This window comes from Nocardioides sp. Z30_9, assembly GCF_058215735.1.
Map to the genome: position 1 here is coordinate 672312 of NZ_JBZAJF010000002.1, position 17721 is coordinate 690032.

Genomic DNA, 17721 nt, shown 5'->3' on the forward strand with positions numbered 1-17721 from the left:
TGAGTTCGAGGTTGGGGGAACGATGAGTGCACCCGAGCAGGTGGCTCCACGACGACGCCGGATCCCGCTGGTCGGGGCGACCCTGGACTATGTCCGTGACCCGCTGCGGATGCTGCGCGAGCAGTACGACGACCACGGACCCGTATCGGAGATCACGCTCCTCGGCGCCCGGTGGACGCTGCTGCTCGGGCCGGACGCCTGCGGGGCGGCGCTGCTGAACGCGGACAAGGCGCTGGCCAGCGGACCCGGCTGGGGCCGGCTGGTCGGCCCGTTCTTCGACCGCGGCCTGATGCTGCTCGACTTCGAGGAGCACCACGGGCACCGCCGGCTGATGCAGGCAGCTTTCACGCGGCCGCGGCTCGCCGGCTACACGGCGGCGCTCGGTCCGGCGGTGGCCGCCGGGCTGGACGCGTGGGAGCCCGCTGAGGACTTCGAGGTCTACCCGGCGCTCAAGGAGCTCACCCTCGGCCTGGCGACCGAGGTGTTCATGGGCGGGGCCGACCTCGCCACCCCCGACGAGCTGGAGGCGGTCAACGAGGCCTTCATCGCCTGCGTCCAGGCGGCCACGGCGCTCGTGCGGCTGCCGGTCCCCGGCACCCGGTGGGGCCGGGCGACGGCCGGGCGGCGGCTGCTGGAGGACTTCTTCGGCAGGCACCTCGCGAGCATCCGGGCCGGCACGGCTCAGGGCGACGGCGACGACCTCTTCTCGGTCCTCAGCCGGCTGCGCGACGAGGACGGGTCGGGCCTCAGCGACGCGGACGTCGTCAACCACATGATCTTCCTGCTGATGGCCGCCCACGACACCTCGACGATCACGGTGAGCACGATGATGCGCCACCTCGGGGCGAACCCGCAGTGGCGCGAGCGGCTCCGCGAGGAGGCCGCCGACCTGCCCGACTGCCCCGACCTGGACCAGCTGGACGCGCTGGAGTCCTTCGACCTCGTGATGAAGGAGTGCCTGCGGCTGGTGCCACCGGTCCCGGTCGTGGCCCGTCGTACGGTCAAGGCGACCGAGGTCCTCGGTGTGCACGTGCCGGCCGGCCGGCTCGTCGCCGTGGGGCTGCACCTCGGCCACCACATGCCCGAGCTGTGGCCGGACCCCGAGCGCTTCGACCCGGAGCGCTTCGCCGCGGACCGGCGCGAGGACAAGGTGCACCGCTACGCCTGGGAGCCCTTCGGGGGCGGGGTGCACAAGTGCCTCGGGATGGCCTTCGCCGGCGCCGAGGTGAAGCTGATCGTGCACCAGATGCTGCGCCGCTTCGACTGGACCGTGGACGCGGACTACCGCGATCGACTGAACTACCACTCTCTTCCGTTCCCTGCAGACGGCCAACCGGTCGACCTGCGCCCCCGTGAAAGGACTCCTGTCTGATGAGCAAGCGCGACATCTCCGGTCTCACCGTCATGATCACCGGCGCCGGGCGTGGGATCGGTGCCGCGACCGCCGAGCTGCTGGCCCGCCAGGGCGCCACAGTGGCGCTCGGCGACCTCGACACCGAGCTGGTGCAGGGTGTTGCCGCGAAGATCGGCAAGGGCGCGGTGGGTGCGCACCTCGACGTGACCAAGCCCGAGTCCTGGGCGCAGTTCGTCGCCGCGGTGGGCGAGGTGGGGCCGATCGACGTGCTGGTCAACAACGCCGGGATCATGCCGCTCGGGTCGGTGCTCAAGGAGCCCGACTCGGTGGCCAAGGCGATCCTCGACGTCAACGTGCACGGGATCATCAACGGCACCAAGGCGATCGCACCGGGCATGGTCGACCGGGGCCGTGGCCACATCATCAACATCGCCTCGGCCGTGGGCCGGATCGCGGTCGCCGACGGGGCCACCTACTCCGCCTCCAAGTTCGCGGCCGTGGGGTTCAGCGAGGCCACCCGGGCGGAGCTGAAGCCCTTCGGGATCGACGTCAGCGTGGTCCTGCCGACGGTGGTGATGACCGAGCTCGCCGCCGGCGTCCCGTCCACCCGTGGGGTCAAGTCGGTCGACGCCGAGGACGTGGCGGCCGTGGTCGCCTCCGCGATCCGCCGGCCGCGCGCGGAGCTGTGGGTGCCGCAGTGGCTGCAGGCGATGACCCGCACCTCGAGCCTGCTGCCCCGTGGTCTGCAGGAGGCGATCGCCAAGGCGTTCAAGGCGAACTCGATCCTCTCCAGCGCAGACCACGCCGCGCGGGCGGCCTACGAGGCACGGGTGCGCCCGCCCTCTGCCTGACCGGCGCCGCAGGGTCGGTACGTCGGCGTCGATAGGATTCGCGAACGTGAAGACCCTCGTGATCGGCTCCGGTGGACGTGAGCACGCGCTCGCCCTCGCACTTTCCCGCGACCCGTCCGTCAGCGAGGTGCACGCGGCCCCCGGCAACCCCGGGATCGCCGAGTGCGCCGTGCTGCACGACGTGGACCCGATGGACGGCGCCGCCGTGGCCGACCTCGCCGTGTCCCTGGGCGCCGACCTGGTCGTGATCGGTCCCGAGGCCCCCCTGGTGGCCGGGGTCGCGGACGACGTCCGCGCGCGCGGGATCAGCTGCTTCGGCCCGTCGGGGCAGGCGGCCGAGCTCGAGGGCTCCAAGGCGTTCGCCAAGGACGTGATGGCGGCGGCGGGAGTCCCCACCGCGCAGGCGCACGTGTGCACCTCGGCCGAGGAGGTGGCGGCCGCGCTCGACGACTTCGGCCCGCCGTACGTCGTCAAGGACGACGGGCTCGCCGCCGGAAAGGGCGTGGTGGTCACCGAGGACCGCGACGAGGCCGTGGCCCATGCCGCGCAGTGCGAGCGCGTGGTGATCGAGGAGTTCCTCGACGGACCCGAGGTGTCCCTGTTCGCGATCACCGACGGCAGCACCGTCTACCCGCTGCAGCCCGCCCAGGACTTCAAGCGCATCTTCGACGGCGACGCCGGCCCCAACACCGGGGGCATGGGCGCCTACACGCCGTTGTCCTGGGCGCCGGACAGCTTAGTGACCGAGGTGCAGGAGCACGTGCTCGAGCCCACGGTCGCCGAGATGGCCCGGCGCGGGAAGCCGTTCGCGGGACTGCTCTACGCCGGACTGGCCCTCACCTCGGCCGGGATGCGCGTCGTGGAGTTCAACGCCCGCTTCGGTGATCCCGAGACCCAGCCGCTGATGGCCCTGCTCGACTCGCCGCTCGCCGAGCTGCTCAAGGCCGCGGCCGACGGCAACCTGCACGAGGTGAAGCCGCCGCGCTGGAAGTCCGGAGCGGCCGTGGCCGTGGTGATGGCCAGCGCGGGCTACCCGGAGACCTCGAGCAGCGGCGACGTGATCACCGGGACCGAGACGCTGGCCGAGTGGACCGACGTGGACGTGATCCACGCCGGGACGGCCCGTCGAGACGGTGACCTCGTCACCGCCGGAGGCCGGGTGCTCGCCGTGACCGCCGTGGGCGCCGACGTCGCCGACGCGCGGGCCAGGGCCTACGAGGGAATCTCCTCGATCAGCTTCGACGGTGCGCAGTGGCGCACCGACATCGCCGCCTCGGTGGCCGAGCAAGGAGACCAGTCGTGACCGTCCCCAACGTCCTCGCCACCCGGTACGCCGGGGCCGACCTCGCCGAGATCTGGTCGCCCGAGCACAAGATCGTCCTCGAGCGCCGGCTCTGGATCGCCGTGCTCGCCGCGCAGAAGGAGCTCGGCGTGGACGTGCCCGACGGGGTGATCGCCGACTACGAGGCGGTCGTCGACCAGGTCGACCTCGCCAGCATCGCGGCGCGCGAGCGGGTCACCCGCCACGACGTGAAGGCCCGGATCGAGGAGTTCTGCGCCCTCGCGGGCCACGAGCACATCCACAAGGGGATGACCTCGCGCGACCTCACCGAGAACGTCGAGCAGCTGCAGGTCAAGGCGTCGCTGGGCCTGGTCCGGCAGCGCGTGCTCGCCGCCCTCGCCCGGCTGGCCCGGCTGGCGGCCGAGCACGAGTCGCTGGTGATGGCCGGCCGCTCGCACAACGTGGCCGCGCAGGCGACGACGATGGGCAAGCGCTTCGCGACGGTGGCCGACGAGATGCTGGTCGGACTGGGCCGGCTCGACGACCTGATCGCCCGCTACCCGCTGCGCGGGATCAAGGGGCCGATGGGCACCGCCCAGGACATGCTCGACCTGCTCGACGGATCCCCGGAAAAGCTGGCGGAGCTCGAGCAGCGGATCGCCGCGCACCTCGGGTTCGAGCAGGTGCTCACCAGCGTCGGCCAGGTCTACCCGCGCTCGCTGGACTTCGACGTCGTCTCCGCGCTGGTGCAGATCGTCGCCGGTCCCTCCAACCTCGCCACCACGATCCGGCTGATGGCCGGCATCGAGCTGGTCACCGAGGGCTTCAAGGAGGGCCAGGTCGGCTCCTCGGCGATGCCGCACAAGATGAACACCCGCTCCTGCGAGCGGGTCAACGGCCTCGCCGTCGTGCTCCGTGGCCAGCTGTCGATGGTGGGGGAGCTTGCCGGTGACCAGTGGAACGAGGGCGACGTCTCGGACTCCGTCGTACGCCGCGTCGCGCTGCCGGACGCGTTCTTCGCCGCGGACGGGCTCTTCCAGACCTTCCTCACCGTGCTCGACGAGTTCGGGGTGTTCCCGGCGGTGGTGCAGCGCGAGCTGGACCGGTACCTGCCGTTCCTGACCACGACCAAGGTGCTGATGGCGGCCGTGCGCAACGGCGTCGGCCGCGAGGAGGCGCACGAGGCGATCAAGGAGCACGCGGTAGCGGTCGCCCTGGAGATGCGCCAGGGCCTGGTCGTCAACGACCTGTTCGAGCGGCTCGGCGCCGACCCCCGGCTGGGGCTGGACCGTGGCCAGATCGAGTCCCTGGTGGCGGAGCCGATCGAGTTCACCGGCGCGGCCCGCGACCAGGTCGCTGCCGTCGTACGCCGGGTCGAGGCCGCTCTTGCGACCGACCCGGAGGCCGCGAGCTACACGCCGGGCGCGATCCTCTGACGGACGGCTCTCCTGCGGTCGGCGCTGCGCGAGGCGGTCCGAAATCGAAGATGGCCCGTAATTGTGGCCGAACGGGGGTGGTGCTCGTCCCTGACGTCCCTTACCTTCGGGGCTGCTTGATTCCAGCAGCGACTCGGCCCCGACTGTCGGTGGGCCATTCTTGAGGAGAAAAGTGCACCTGGCTCGAAGTGCTGACTTGGCCGTCGTGGCGTGCAACGCCGCCTCGGGGTGGGCCGAGCGCGAGCCTCGGTGGAGGTCCTGGAACCGAGCAGCAAGGGGGGCGGTGCGCTGAGTCTGCCCAGCGCGCACGTGCCTGAGGGCCGCTCCGGGGACCGGAGCGGCCCTCTCCCTCTTTCACCACCCTGAGCAGTGTCCGGTTTATGTACAAATCAGGGCGTATGTCATAGGCTGGCGACAGGAGCTCGGGCCATCGGGGCCCGAACCGAGGGGGAGGGAAACCCATCATGTCTTTCAACAGCCGCATCGTCCGAGGCGTAGTCGCCACCGTCGCCGTTGCTATCGCGGTCGCGTCCGTCCCCGCTTCCGGCATCGCCTCTGCGGCCGCCGGCGGGAAGTCGTCGGTCACCCGCGCGATCCTCAGGTAGGTCTGTGACCCGAGGGTCTTCGTGGGGTGTGTCGGCGCAAGCCGACACACCCCACAGTCGTCTGCGGACCGGGTGGACCTGACCGCTTTGTAGGGTGGCACCGTGCACAACATTCCCCCGGCGCCGGAGATCGAAGGCGCGGTCCACGTCCACTCCGGCAAGGTCCGTGACCTCTACCGGTTGCAGGACGGCAGTCTGCTCATGGTCGCCAGCGACCGGATCTCGGCCTACGACTTCGTCCTCGACACCACCATCCCCGACAAGGGCGAGATCCTCACCCGGATGTCCCTGTGGTGGTTCGCCCAGCTCGCGGACCTCGTGCCCAACCACGTGAAGTCCACCGACGTCCCCGAGTCGGTCAAGGGGAGGGCGATCGTCTGCGAGGAGCTGGCGATGTATCCCGTGGAGTGCGTGGCGCGGGGCTACCTGACCGGGTCGGGCCTGCTCGACTACCAGTCCACCGGCCAGGTGTGCGGGGTCCCGCTGCCCAAGGGGCTGGTCGACGGGAGCCGGCTGCCGTCCCCGATCTTCACCCCGGCCACCAAGGCGGCCCTCGGTGACCACGACGAGAACGTCTCCTTCGACAGCGTCGTCGGCGACATCGGTGCGGCCGCGGCCGAGGAGCTGCGCGACCTGACGCTCGCGGTCTACGCGCGCGCCGAGGGCCTGGCCCGTGAGCGGGGCATCATCCTGGCCGACACCAAGCTGGAGTTCGGGTCCCGGCTCGGACCGCAGGTGGGGGACAGCGCCGCGGTCGGCACCACGGTGCTCGCCGACGAGGTGCTCACCCCCGACTCGAGCCGGTACTGGCCGGCCAAGGACTGGGCGCCCGGGCGCACCCAGGACTCCTACGACAAGCAGATCGTGCGCAACTGGCTGCTCTCCCCGGAGAGCGGCTGGGACCGGTCCTCGGGCGAGGCGCCGCCGCCGCTGCCCGCCGAGGTGGTCGAGCGCACCCGCGCCCGCTACGTCGAGGCGTTCGAGAAGCTCACCGGCGAACGTTTCTGATGCGGCCATGAGCCGGGACGGCGCCCTGAGGACCACGGTCGAGTACGACGTGCCGGTGGCGGTGGCCTACGAGTACCTCGCGGACCCGCGCAACCGGCCGCAGTGGCAGTCCTCCCTGCGCGCGGTCGAGCTGATCGACGAGGGCGCGCCGAGAGTCGGCATGCGCTGGCGAGACCTCACCGCGGCGCGGATCGCGCCGGAGATGGAGATCACCGAGATGGTTCCCGACCTGCTCTGGGCCGAGACCGGACGCTGGCACGGGATCGAGGCGGACCTCGAGCTCGGCTTCGCTGCGAGCCCGGCTCCCGGCGAGACCGGCTGCCGGGTGACGGCCTCCTTCAGCGTGCACGGTCGCGGTCCGCTGCGACCCGTGGGCTGGGTGGCGACCCGGGCCGGACTGCCCGCCGTACGCAGTGATCTGCGGCGGGCCGCGCGCCTGGTCTCGGGGAGGGCGGGCTGATGGGGCGGATGATCGGGATCGCGCTGAGCCTGCTGATGGTGGTGGCGGGCATCGTGTTCACCCTGCAGGGCCTCGGGGTGTTGGAGGGCAGCCCGATGACCGGGGTCGAGTTCTGGGCGATCGTGGGCCCGGCGATCGCCGGGTTCGGCATCGCGCTGGCGATCGTCGTACTGCGTGGACCGTCCTCGCGCTGATCGACGGCAGCTCCCAGCCCGCACACAGGTTCTGCACGCCGTCGGCCCAGATCCGGTGGGCATCGTGTGAGGTGACCCGGTGGAGGTTCACCGGGCGATCCGAGCACTTGGAGGTTGCCAGATGAACGAGAACACCAACCCGTCCCCGAAACGCGAGCGGTCGCCGCGCAGGCGGACCATCGTGCTGACCTCGGCGGTCGGCGTGGCCGGGCTCGTGATCGGTGGCGTCACCGCCGGGGCCATCTCGGCCGCGTCCGCCGACTCCGGGAGCCCCCGTGAGAACGCGTCGTACTCCGCCAACCACCACGGTGGCCAGGACCGAGGCGAGGCGCGGGGCCCGCACGGAAACGAGGAGCCGCTCACCGGCACGAAGAAGACCAAGGTGGAGGACGCGGTCAGGGCGAAGTACCCCGACGCCACCATCGAGCGGGTCGAGACCGACTCTGAGGGCGTCTACGAGGCGCACATCGTCGACGACGACAAGCCGCTGGTCGTGAAGCTCGACAAGGACTTCAAGATCACCGGCACCGAGGAGCTCGGCGGCCCAGGCGGTCACGGACGCCCCGGCCGCGGTGGCCCCGGTGGTCCCGGCTGTGACGAGGACGGCGCCGGTCCCGGTGGCCCCGGGAAGCAGCAGGGCGAGCCCGGGGGCCCGAAGGACGGCCAGAAGGACGGCCAGAAGGACGGCCAGAGCGGGGCCCGCACCCCGGACGCCCCGTCCGGTGGCTCCACCGCGCTGAACTCGTGAGCGCAGGCGGCGCCGCCAGGGTGCAGGCACGCGCGCAGGTTTCCCCGGTCCGTCCGGGGAGACCTGCGCACCGTCGTTAGACTGGCGCCGCCCCGTACCCCGAAGCGAAAGGGGCCACCCGTGTCCCGTGTCGTCGTCGACGTCATGCCCAAGCCCGAGATCCTCGACCCGCAGGGCAAGGCGGTCCAGGGTGCCCTGCCCCGGCTCGGCTTCGAAGGGGTCAACGAGGTGCGGCAGGGCAAGCGCTTCGAGCTCGAGCTCGAGGGCGAGGTCACCGAGGCGCGGCTGGCGCAGGTGCACGAGATGGCCGCCACGCTGCTCTCCAACCCGGTGATCGAGGACTACGAAGTCCGGGTCGTCCAGTGAGGATCGGCGTCGTCACCTTCCCCGGCTCGCTCGACGACGTCGACGCGCAGCGCGGCGTACGCCTCGCCGGCGCCGAGCCCGTCGCGCTGTGGCACGGCGACCACGACCTCAAGGGAGTCGACGCGGTCGTGCTTCCCGGGGGCTTCTCCTACGGCGACTACCTGCGCTGCGGCGCCATCGCCCGGTTCGCGCCGGTGATGACCGAGGTCATCTCCGCGGCGAAGGGGGGCCTGCCGGTGCTGGGCATCTGCAACGGCTTCCAGATCCTGTGCGAGTCCCACCTGCTGCCGGGGGCGCTGATCCGCAACTCCAGCCGCAAGTTCGGCTGCCTCGACCAGGTCGTGCGGATCGAGAACAACACCACCGCCTGGACCACGGCGTACGACGCCGGCCAGGAGGTCACCATCGTGCTCAAGAACGGTGAGGGCTCCTTCGTGGCCGACCAGCACACCCTCGACGTGCTCGAGGGGGAGGGGCGCGTGGTCGCGCGCTACGTGGGGGCGAACCCCAACGGCTCCCAGCGGGCGATCGCCGGCATCACCAACGAGGCCGGCAACGTGGTGGGGCTGATGCCGCACCCCGAGCACGCGATCGAGGAGCTGTGCGGTCCGGGCACCGACGGGCTCGGGTTCTTCGCCAGCGCCGTCGCCGCCCTCCAGGACGCCTGAACCTGACCCGCCCCGGCCCGGCCTGACAGACCAGACGGGCCCGGCGGACCAGCCGGGCGAACCGGCTGGGCCCCGGGCCCTGACTGAGGACTGCCTGGGCTCAGGCGCGTCCGGCCCGCAGCGCGGCCCACGTCTTGGTGGCCGTGACCTTGGTCGAGCTGATGCCGTGGCGCCGCTGGTAGGCGCCGACGGCCTTCGCCGTGGCCTTGTTGTAGCGGCCGGTGACCTTCAGGCGCGGCTTCCCGGCTGCGTTCAGGGCACGCTGCACCCGGATCACGTCGGAGCCGAGGTTGCCGCGCTTGAGCACCCGGCCCTGGCCGCCGGCCGAGAGCAGCCGCACCCAGTCGCTGCGGGAGACGTACTTGCGGGCGGAGGTGCCGGCACTGCGCTGGAAGGCGTGCAGCGCCGAGATGGTCTGGGCGTTCCAGCGGCCGGTGACCTGGTAGCGGTAGAACCCACGCTGCTTGAGCAGGCACTGCAGCGGGACAGTGAGACCCGTGGCGACGGTGCTGCTGCTGGCGACGTAGGAGCGCCGGTTCATCGACTTCACGGTGCACTTGGCGTCGGTGGTCGCGGTGCCCGTGTAGCGCAGGCCGTTGGCGACCGGTGCCGCCGGGGCGGGCGCCGGTGCCGGTGCGGCGACGCCGGGGATGCGCGGCGTACGCAGGTCGAGGTAGTTGCGGTCGATGTTGATCTTCACGCCGCCCCAGGTCTCGTTGTGGCCGCCCTGGAACTGCTTCGCGCGGCCGTAGGGCTTCCACCCGTCGCTGCGGATGTAGGTCGAGGTGGTGTTGGCCTTGCCGTCCCAGTCCGCGATCCAGATCTGGTCGGGCATCACGATCTTGTTGCCGGCCTTGACCCGGGCGTCGTCGAGCATCTTGATCCCGGACGCGGCGCTGGAGTAGAAGCCGGAGGCGTACTTGTAGCGGTGCAGCTCGGTCGTCCAGGCGCTGGTGAACCACAGCGCGGACTGCATGCACGCCGAGGTGGTCTTGGCGCTGAATGCCTCGAGGTCGTAGAAGATCGTGCTGCCGGGGACGATCCCGAGCTCGCGTGCCCGGGTCACGGCCCGGCGTGCCTCGAGGGCGCCCTGGGCGCGAGCCGCCGCGTAGGTGTTGGTGGTGCTCGGGTTGATCGTCGGGTCGATCTTCTTCCCGTAGCGCGGGTAGCGGTGCGAGCAGGAGGCCTGCGGGCCGAGGGTGATCGGCATCAGCCGCCACCCGGCGGCGAGCTGGTTCTTGACCCAGGTCGGCGTCAGGTTGGTCTGCCGCTGGCAGGCGCGGGAGGCCCCGGAGATGTAGATGCCGGCCGCGCGGAAGGGCGACTTCTTGATCCAGGTGCTCATCGCGGCCTGGCTCGGCGCCTCGCACTGGTCGAACCCGAGTCCGCGGTAGTTGCCCGGGGTCACCGGGTTCGCGGCGTGCGCGGGGACGCTGAGCATGGTGCCCGACACGGCCAGCGCGACAGCGGTGGCAGACACGGCCACCAACCAGCGGCGTGCCCGAGTGGCGGTGCTCCGGAGTGGGGCAAGGGGAAGCATCAGAATCTCCTGGAATGTCGGAAAACTTCGTCACCCTAACCCCGCTCGTCACACCAGTAACAGGCATTCTTGTGAATTACAAATATGTAATTCATTTCCGGAAAGAATGTCGCAGGCACCCATTTCCTGGTGGTCGCCGCGGGTCGGCCGGGCACGGATCCGGCGTAGCGGTCACGGCCGCTGCCTCCCGCATCCGGTCCCGTGGCGGGCCGGCACCGCCGGCCCGGACAGGTCCGGCGAAAGGCGGATGGCCGGCGCTCATAGGATGAGCCGGTGCAACTGGACACCGTCACGACCGCCGCCAAGGACCCCGAGCGCGACCAGCCATGGGCGGAGCTGGGCCTCAAGGCCGACGAGTACGGCCGGATCCGCGAGATCCTCGGCCGCCGTCCCACCAGCTCCGAGCTGGCGATGTACTCGGTGATGTGGAGCGAGCACTGCTCCTACAAGTCCTCCAAGGTGCACCTCAAGCAGTTCTCCGAGATCCCGCAGGAGACCCGGGCCGGCAAGATGCTGGCCGGCATCGGCGAGAACGCCGGGGTCATCGACGTCGGCCAGGGCTACGCGGTCACCTTCAAGGTGGAGAGCCACAACCACCCCTCCTACGTGGAGCCCTACCAGGGCGCCGCGACCGGCGTCGGCGGCATCGTCCGCGACATCCTCGCCATGGGCGCGCGCCCGGTCGCGGTGATGGACCCGCTCCGGTTCGGGCCGCTGGACGCTCCCGACACCCACCGGGTGCTGCCCGGGATCGTCGCGGGCGTGGGCGGGTACGGCAACTGCCTCGGCCTGCCCAACATCGGCGGCGAGGTCGTCTTCGACGCGACGTACGCCGGCAACCCGCTCGTCAACGCCCTGTGCGTCGGCGTGCTGCGCCACGAGGACCTCCACCTCGCGAAGGCGAGCGGCGTCGGCAACCAGGTGATCCTGTACGGCGCCCGCACCGGCGGCGACGGGATCGGCGGGGTGAGCGTCCTCGCCAGTGAGACCTTCGACGAGTCCGCCGACGGCAGCTCCGGTCCGGCGAAGCGGCCCAGCGTGCAGGTGGGGGACCCGTTCCAGGAGAAGCTGCTGATCGAGTGCACCCTCGAGCTCTTCCACGCCGGCGTCGTCGCCGGCATCCAGGACCTCGGCGGTGCCGGGCTGTCCTGCGCGACCAGCGAGCTGGCCAGCGCCGGTGACGGCGGGATGCACATCGAGCTCGGCCTGGTGCCGCTGCGCGACTCATCCCTGGTGCCCGAGGAGATCCTGATGAGCGAGAGCCAGGAGCGGATGATGGCGGTCGTGGAGCCCGCCGACGTGCAGCGCTTCCTGGCGATCTGCGAGAAGTGGGACGTCGAGGCCACCGTGATCGGCGAGGTCACCGACGGCGATCACCTGCAGATCGACTGGCACGGCGAGCGCGTGGTCGACGTACCCCCGCGCTCGGTGGCCCACGACGGCCCGACCTACAACCGCCCGTTCGCGCGGCCTGACTCTCAGGACGCGCTGCAGGCCGACGCGGCCGAGCTCCTCCCGCGCCCGACCACGGGCGCGGAGCTGCGCGAGACCCTGCTGCGCCTGGTCGCCAGCCCCAACCTGTGCGACAAGTCCTGGGTCACCGACCAGTACGACCGCTACGTGCAGGGCAACACCGTGCTCGCCCAGCCCAGCGACAGCGGGATGATCCGGGTCGACCCGTCCACCAACCTCGGGGTCGCGGTCTCCACCGACTGCAACGGCCGGTTCGCCCGCCTGGACCCGTACGCCGGCGCGCAGCTCGCCCTCGCCGAGTCCTACCGCAACGTCTCGACCGGTGGCGCCACCCCGATGGCGATCAGCGACTGCCTCAACTTCGGCTCCCCCGAGGACCCCGCGGTGATGTGGCAGTTCGCCGAGGCCTGCCGCGGGCTCAAGGACGCCTGCGTCGAGCTCGGGATCCCGGTCACCGGCGGCAACGTGAGCCTCTACAACCAGACCGGCGAGACCGCGATCCTGCCGACGCCGGTGGTCGCCGTCCTCGGCGTGATCGAGGACGTCACCCGACGCACGCCCACCGGGTTCGGTGCGGCCGGCGAGCGGGTGCTGCTGCTCGGCGCGACCCGCGAGGAGCTCTCCGGCTCGGAGTGGGCCAACGTGGTCCACGACCACCTCGGTGGCCTGCCGCCGGTGGTCGACCTGGCCGCGGAACGCGCGCTCAGCGAGCTGCTGGTCGCGGCGACCGGCGTGATCTCCTCGGCCCACGACGTCTCCGACGGCGGCCTCGCCCAGGCGCTGGTGGAGTCCTGCCTGCGCAACGGCGTCGGCGCCGAGGTCGACCTCACCGAGGTGGCCGGCGGGGATCCGTTCCTGGCCCTGTTCAGCGAGTCCGCGGCCCGCGTGGTCGTGTCGGTCTCGCTGGAGGACGAGGAGCGCCTCTTCGAGCTCGCCGCCGAGCACGACGTACCGATCACCTCCCTGGGCCAGACCCGCGGCGACTCCCTGGTCGTGGCGGGCGCGTTCGACGTACCCCTCGAGGAGCTGGGGACCGCCTGGCGGCTCACGCTTCCCGCCGCGATGGCCTGAGCACCCCGGATAGTCCGAGACCTTTCCGTCGTACTCGAAGGCAATTGACGACGGAAACGTCTCGGACTATCCCGGCTTGGCGCTTTCTAGCTGGAGCGGTCCATCGCGCGCAGGCCCACGAGCAGGCCGAGTACGGCGACCACCGCGGCGCCGAGGAACCCGTAGGCCACGGTGTCGACCGGGAAGGTGCCGGCGAACAGGGCCCGCTCGGCCTCCACGACGTACTTCAGCGGGTTCAGGTCCGCGGCCGTCCGCAGCCAGCCCGGGGCGCCCTGGAGCGGCAGGAGTACGCCGGCCAGGAGCAGCAGCGGGAAGATGCAGGTCTGCTGGACCGTCCAGAACAGCCAGTCCTGGTCCTTGGAGACCAGCGCCAGGGCGAAGGACAGCGCGCCGACGCCGATGCTGAACACGGCCAGCAGCGCCATCCCCACCAGTACGCCGCCCAGGTGCAGCTCAAAGCTGAACGGGGTGACCACCAGCAGGATGATCGCGGTCTGCATCAGCATCGGCACGACCTCCTTCATCGCCCGGCCCACCAGCAGCGAGGACCGGCTCAGCGGCGAGACCAGCAGCCGTTCGTGGGAGCCGGAGACGATCTCCTGCATCAGGTTGGCGCCGGTGAACGAGGCGCCCATCAGGGCGGTCATCGCGACGATGCCCGGCACGAACCACTGCAGCGCCGAGCCGCTCCCGACCTCGGGCAGCAGCGGGGCGAACAGTCCCAGGAAGACGAGCGGCTGGACCATCGCGAACAGCACCGAGGCGGGCTCGCGGAAGACCGGCTTCAGCTCGCGGACCATCACGTTCCAGGTGTCCTGCAGGAAGCCCGGGTTCGTGGACCGCTCGGCGAGGTCCTCGACCCGGTGGGTCGGTGCGGCGACGGTGCTCATGCTGCTGCTCCTTCGGTGACGGGGGCCGTGCCGGGCCCCTCGGTGACGTGGTTGCTCTCGCGCAGGCTGCGCCCGGTCAGGTCGAGGAAGACGTCGTCCAGGGTGGGCCCGGCCACCTCGATGCGCTGGACGGGAGTGCCGGTGCGGGCGAGGTCCTGCACCAGCGCCGGTGCGTGCTCGGCCCCGCGGGCGGAGCGGACGGAGACCGTCGCCCCGGTGCGCTCCACCGTGGCCGTCGCATCCGGCTGGGCGCTCACTCGCCGGGCGGCTGCCGCCGCCTGGTGCTCGTCGCCGAAGCCCAGCGTGACCAGGTCGCCGAGACCGGACTTGAGGCCGGCGGCGGTGTCGTCGGCGATCACCAGCCCGTGGTCGATCACCACGACCCGGTCCGCGATGGCGTCGGCCTCCTCGAGGTAGTGGGTGGTGAGCACGATCGTGGTGCGGAACTCCGCGTGCAGCCGCCGGATCTGCTCCTGCAGGTTGGCGCGGTTCTGCGGGTCGAGCCCGGTGGACGGCTCGTCGAGGAACAGCAGCCGCGGGGTGTGCACCAGGCCGATCGCGACGTCGAGCCGACGCCGCTGGCCTCCGGACAGGGTGGAGACGGGGCGTCTGGCGTGCTCGGTGAGGTCGAAGGCCTCCAGCAGCTCGTCGGCCCGTCGCCGGGACGCAGTCCGGTCCATGCCGTGCGCCCGTGCCTGGCTGACGAGCTCGTCACGGCCGCGTTGCTGGTGGCCGGCGCCGTTGCCCTGTCCGACGTACCCGATGCTGCGGCGTACGTCGCGGCGCTGGGCCACGACGTCGTACCCGGCGACCGTGGCGGTGCCCGAGGTCGGCGCGATCAGCGTGGTCAGCATCCGCAGCGTGGTCGACTTGCCCGCTCCGTTGGGGCCGAGGAACGCGACGAGCTCGCCGGGCGCGACCTCGAGGTCGAGGCCGCGCACCGCCTCGACCGTCTTCTTGTGCCGGGTGAAGTGCCTGGTCAGGCCCTGGGTCCTGATGACTGTTGTAGTGGTGTGTTCGCTCATGGATCCCACGCTAGGAACCATTGCGGCCAGATCCTGACCGCAATCGGAATTAGTCTGGGCAGATGAACCCGAGCGCGCGGATGCTGCGACTGCTCTCGCTGCTCCAGACCCACCGGCACTGGCCCGGCGACGAGCTCTCGGAGCGGCTCGCGGTCAGCCCACGCACGCTGCGACGCGACGTCGAGCGGCTGCGCGAGCTCGGGTACGACGTGGACGCGACCCGGGGCGTGGCCGGCGGCTACCAGCTCCGGCCCGGCGGCTCGCTGCCGCCGCTGCTCCTCGAGGACGAGGAGGCGGTCGCGATCGCGGTCGGGCTGCGCACCGCCGCGGCCGGCGGGGTCACCGGGATGGAGGAGACCTCGGTGCAGGCGCTGACCAAGCTCATCGCGCTGATGCCGCCGCGGCTGCGCCGCAGGATGGACGCCGTCCGGTCCCAGACCGACAACCCGGTGTGGGGCGGTGGACCGGTGATCGACGCCGACGTGCTCACCACGCTGGCCCAGGCCTGCCGCGACGACGAGCTGGTCCGCTTCGACTACACCGCACGCGAGTCGGAGACCACGCAGCGGCGGGCGGAGCCGTTGCGCCTGGTCTCGCTCGGACGGCGGTGGTACCTCGTCGCCTACGACCGGGACCGGCAGGACTGGCGCTCGTTCCGGCTGGACCGGATCGCGAACGTCGTGGCGACCGGGCAGCGCTACCGGCCGCGCGAGCTCCCCGCGCAGGACGCGGTGGCCTTCGTGCAGGGTGGGATCCGCCGGATGCCGCAGCGCTACGAGGTCAGGGTGCGCTTCGCGACCTCCCCCGAGAAGGTCGCCGCCGCGGTCGGACGCTGGGGAGAGACGGAGCCCGACGGCGACGGCTGCCTGCTGACGATGCACGTGGACTCGTTGCAGTGGCCGCTGATGGTGCTGGCCGACCTGGACGCCGAGTTCACCGTCGAGCACCCCGAGGAGCTGCGCGAGCTGGTCGCCCGGGTGGCCGGGCGGTTCGCGGCATCGGGATAGTCCGAGACGGAACCGTCGTACTTCGGCCCGATCGGCAACGGAAACGTCTCGGACTATCCGGTCGGGTCCCGGGTCCCCGGCGCGGATACCGTGGTCCAGTGCCCACGCATCTGCAGCTCCAGGACCCGGTGGCCGTCGCGGAGGCACTGGGGCGGGAGGAGCGGACGCGGGCTGACCTGAAGCTGTTGAGCAAGCACTTCCTCGCGGTGCTGGCGGAGCGGGCGCCGGGGAAGTCGGTGGAGGTGCGGGTGCCGCCGTACGCCGCGGCGCAGGTGATCCCGGGCGTCCGCCACACCAGGGGTACGCCGCCTGCGGTGGTCGAGCTCGACGCGGTCACCTGGATCGGCCTCGCGACCGGCACTGTCTCCTGGGCCGACGCGATGTCCGAGGGCAGGATCCGGGCCTCCGGGCAGCGGGCGGACCTGTCGGCCTACCTGCCGCTCACGAGCCCGCCGGCCGAGGACTGAGGCGCCGCCCCGGCGGGTGCGCGTTGTGGGCCGCTGGGCCTGCCTGACACCCTCGGGTACATGAGTGCGAAGGATCGGGCCGTGTCCGAGACGACAGTGCCCGCGGCCGCCGACCCGCCCGGGCTGAAGCAGCGCGAGCACGTGATCGGGGACGGGATCGCCTGGACCGCCCGCTGGAGCCTGCGCTGGGTCTCGATCGCTCTCGGCGTCGTCCTGCTGGGCCTGGTGATCCAGAGGACGTGGGGGATCGTGCTCCCGGTGCTGCTGGCCCTGGTGATCACCACCGTGCTGGCGCCCCTGGCCGCGATGCTCCGGGACCGGTTCCGGTTCCCGGCCGGCCTCGCGGCCGCGGCGGCGCTGCTGGGCACCATCGCGGTCCTGGTCGGCGTCGGGTTCGCGATCGCGCCGTCGGTGGTCGGCCAGTCCGACCAGATCGTCTCCGACACCACGGCGGGCCTGCAGCGGCTGGGGGACTGGGTCAAGGAGAGCGACTTCGTCTCCGCCGCGCAGGTGAACACAGCCCTGGAGAGCCTCCAGGAGAAGGTGACCGGGTCGGCGGGCAAGATCGCCTCCGGCGTGCTCACGGGGGTCTCCGCGGTCGGCAACGCCGGCATCACCCTCGTGATCAGCCTGATCCTCACCTTCCTGTTCCTCAAGGACGGACGTCGTTTCATCCCCTGGCTGCGCCGGCTCGCCGGTCCCTCCGCCGGCCCCCACCTCGCCGAGGTCGTCACGCGCGCCTGGTCCACGCTGGGCGGCTTCATCCGGACCCAGGCGCTGGTCTCGGCCATCGACGCGGTCTTCATCGGGACCGGGCTGCTGATCGTCGGAGTGCCGCTCGCGATCCCGCTGGCGGTGCTCACGTTCTTCGGCGGCTTCGTGCCGATCGTGGGCGCGTTCGTGGTCGGCGCCGTGGCGGTGCTGGTGGCACTCGTGTCCAACGGGGTCACCGGGGCGCTGATCATCCTGGGCGTGATCGTCGTGGTGCAGCAGCTGGAGGGCAACGTGCTCTCCCCGTGGCTGCAGTCGCAGTCGATGAACCTGCACGCCGCCGTGGTGCTGCTCTCGGTCACCCTGGGGTCCACGCTGTTCGGCATCACCGGCGCCTTCCTGGCCGTGCCGGTAGTCGCCGTCGCGGCCGTGGTGGTGCGCTACCTCGACGAGCAGGTCACCAGTCGCAGCGCACCGCCCGCGGGGCCGCCACCACCTCCGGAGCAGGAGGAGAATCCCATCGGCGACGCCGCCGATGAGGTCCCGGGCGAACCCGCGACCTAGG

At 71.5% G+C, this 17721-nt stretch carries 18 protein-coding genes; 15 read left to right on the forward strand and 3 right to left on the reverse strand.

From position 1 onward, the window contains the following. Nucleotides 1-22: 22 nt before the first annotated feature. The 11 genes from AC4BGB_RS13890 to purQ all read left to right on the forward strand — a co-directional run bounded on the left by AC4BGB_RS13890 (nt 23) and on the right by purQ (nt 8972). Nucleotides 23-1372 (forward strand): cytochrome P450, encoded by a 1350-nt coding sequence (locus AC4BGB_RS13890; protein WP_490547472.1) that lies wholly within the window; start codon nt 23-25, stop codon nt 1370-1372. Then, nucleotides 1372-2205, forward strand: a complete 834-nt coding sequence (locus tag AC4BGB_RS13895; protein ID WP_490547473.1) for an SDR family oxidoreductase — start codon at nt 1372-1374, stop codon at nt 2203-2205. Before AC4BGB_RS13890 ends, AC4BGB_RS13895 begins: the two co-directional genes overlap by 1 nt. Before the next feature lie 46 nt (nt 2206-2251). Further along, nucleotides 2252-3508, forward strand: a complete 1257-nt coding sequence (purD, locus tag AC4BGB_RS13900; RefSeq protein WP_490547474.1) for a phosphoribosylamine--glycine ligase — start codon at nt 2252-2254, stop codon at nt 3506-3508. Next, entirely contained in the window at nt 3505-4923 is a 1419-nt protein-coding gene (gene purB / locus AC4BGB_RS13905) for an adenylosuccinate lyase (protein WP_490547475.1), read from the forward strand. Before purD ends, purB begins: the two co-directional genes overlap by 4 nt. A gap of 464 nt (nt 4924-5387) precedes the next feature. Further along, nucleotides 5388-5528, forward strand: a complete 141-nt coding sequence (locus AC4BGB_RS13910; RefSeq protein ID WP_490547476.1) for a hypothetical protein — start codon at nt 5388-5390, stop codon at nt 5526-5528. A 102-nt stretch (nt 5529-5630) separates the two neighbouring features. Continuing rightward, complete coding sequence (locus AC4BGB_RS13915) at nt 5631-6536, forward strand: phosphoribosylaminoimidazolesuccinocarboxamide synthase (protein ID WP_490547477.1); 906 nt, start codon at nt 5631-5633, stop codon at nt 6534-6536. A gap of 7 nt (nt 6537-6543) precedes the next feature. Continuing rightward, the gene (locus AC4BGB_RS13920) at nt 6544-6996 is read left to right on the forward strand and encodes an SRPBCC family protein (protein WP_490547478.1); all 453 of its coding nucleotides are present in this window, start codon (nt 6544-6546) and stop codon (nt 6994-6996) included. Continuing rightward, complete coding sequence (locus AC4BGB_RS13925; protein ID WP_490547479.1) at nt 6996-7190, forward strand: hypothetical protein; 195 nt, start codon at nt 6996-6998, stop codon at nt 7188-7190. Before AC4BGB_RS13920 ends, AC4BGB_RS13925 begins: the two co-directional genes overlap by 1 nt. Nucleotides 7191-7311: 121 nt before the next feature. Next, nucleotides 7312-7938 carry a hypothetical protein gene (locus tag AC4BGB_RS13930; RefSeq protein WP_490547480.1) on the forward strand — a complete coding sequence of 209 codons (627 nt, stop codon included), beginning with the start codon at nt 7312-7314 and terminating at the stop codon, nt 7936-7938. 120 nt (nt 7939-8058) lie between these two features. Beyond that, the gene (gene purS / locus AC4BGB_RS13935) at nt 8059-8304 is read left to right on the forward strand and encodes a phosphoribosylformylglycinamidine synthase subunit PurS (protein WP_490547481.1); all 246 of its coding nucleotides are present in this window, start codon (nt 8059-8061) and stop codon (nt 8302-8304) included. Continuing rightward, a complete protein-coding gene (purQ, locus tag AC4BGB_RS13940; protein WP_490547482.1) occupies nt 8301-8972 on the forward strand; it encodes a phosphoribosylformylglycinamidine synthase subunit PurQ in 672 nt (223 codons plus the stop codon). Before purS ends, purQ begins: the two co-directional genes overlap by 4 nt. 100 nt (nt 8973-9072) lie before the next feature. On the opposite strand, the gene AC4BGB_RS13945 is transcribed toward purQ, so the two are convergent. Further along, nucleotides 9073-10452: a glycoside hydrolase domain-containing protein gene (locus AC4BGB_RS13945; protein WP_490547483.1), complete on the reverse strand. Its 1380-nt coding sequence runs from the start codon at nt 10450-10452 to the stop codon at nt 9073-9075. Nucleotides 10453-10785: 333 nt separating this feature from the next. On the opposite strand from AC4BGB_RS13945, the gene purL reads away from it, so the two are divergent. Beyond that, nucleotides 10786-13056 carry a phosphoribosylformylglycinamidine synthase subunit PurL gene (purL, locus tag AC4BGB_RS13950; protein WP_490547484.1) on the forward strand — a complete coding sequence of 757 codons (2271 nt, stop codon included), beginning with the start codon at nt 10786-10788 and terminating at the stop codon, nt 13054-13056. 86 nt (nt 13057-13142) lie between these two features. Here purL and AC4BGB_RS13955 read toward each other — a convergent pair whose 3' ends face one another. Together AC4BGB_RS13955 and AC4BGB_RS13960 are read right to left on the reverse strand one after the other, a co-directional pair. Further along, complete coding sequence (locus AC4BGB_RS13955; protein WP_490547485.1) at nt 13143-13946, reverse strand: ABC transporter permease; 804 nt, start codon at nt 13944-13946, stop codon at nt 13143-13145. Next, complete coding sequence (locus AC4BGB_RS13960; RefSeq protein ID WP_490547486.1) at nt 13943-14971, reverse strand: ABC transporter ATP-binding protein; 1029 nt, start codon at nt 14969-14971, stop codon at nt 13943-13945. Before AC4BGB_RS13960 ends, AC4BGB_RS13955 begins: the two co-directional genes overlap by 4 nt. Before the next feature lie 62 nt (nt 14972-15033). Here AC4BGB_RS13960 and AC4BGB_RS13965 point away from each other — a divergent pair, with 62 nt between their 5' ends. From AC4BGB_RS13965 to AC4BGB_RS13975, 3 genes are all read left to right on the forward strand, one after another. Then, nucleotides 15034-15978, forward strand: coding sequence for a helix-turn-helix transcriptional regulator (locus AC4BGB_RS13965; RefSeq protein ID WP_490547487.1), 945 nt, complete (start codon nt 15034-15036; stop codon nt 15976-15978). 98 nt (nt 15979-16076) lie between these two features. Continuing rightward, nucleotides 16077-16445, forward strand: coding sequence for a sterol carrier family protein (locus tag AC4BGB_RS13970; RefSeq protein ID WP_490547488.1), 369 nt, complete (start codon nt 16077-16079; stop codon nt 16443-16445). An 81-nt stretch (nt 16446-16526) separates the two neighbouring features. Then, entirely contained in the window at nt 16527-17720 is a 1194-nt protein-coding gene (locus AC4BGB_RS13975) for an AI-2E family transporter (protein ID WP_490547489.1), read from the forward strand. Nucleotide 17721 lies beyond the last annotated feature (1 nt).

Coding starts and splice junctions, on each gene's coding strand:
- AC4BGB_RS13890 (WP_490547472.1), top strand. CDS start 23: ATGAGTGCACCCGAGCAGGTGGCTCCACGACGACGCCGGATCCCGCTG.
- AC4BGB_RS13895 (WP_490547473.1), top strand. CDS start 1,372: ATGAGCAAGCGCGACATCTCCGGTCTCACCGTCATGATCACCGGCGCC.
- AC4BGB_RS13910 (WP_490547476.1), top strand. CDS start 5,388: ATGTCTTTCAACAGCCGCATCGTCCGAGGCGTAGTCGCCACCGTCGCC.
- AC4BGB_RS13920 (WP_490547478.1), top strand. CDS start 6,544: ATGAGCCGGGACGGCGCCCTGAGGACCACGGTCGAGTACGACGTGCCG.
- AC4BGB_RS13925 (WP_490547479.1), top strand. CDS start 6,996: ATGGGGCGGATGATCGGGATCGCGCTGAGCCTGCTGATGGTGGTGGCG.
- AC4BGB_RS13930 (WP_490547480.1), top strand. CDS start 7,312: ATGAACGAGAACACCAACCCGTCCCCGAAACGCGAGCGGTCGCCGCGC.
- AC4BGB_RS13955 (WP_490547485.1), bottom strand. CDS start 13,946: ATGAGCACCGTCGCCGCACCGACCCACCGGGTCGAGGACCTCGCCGAG.
- AC4BGB_RS13960 (WP_490547486.1), bottom strand. CDS start 14,971: ATGAGCGAACACACCACTACAACAGTCATCAGGACCCAGGGCCTGACC.
- AC4BGB_RS13965 (WP_490547487.1), top strand. CDS start 15,034: ATGAACCCGAGCGCGCGGATGCTGCGACTGCTCTCGCTGCTCCAGACC.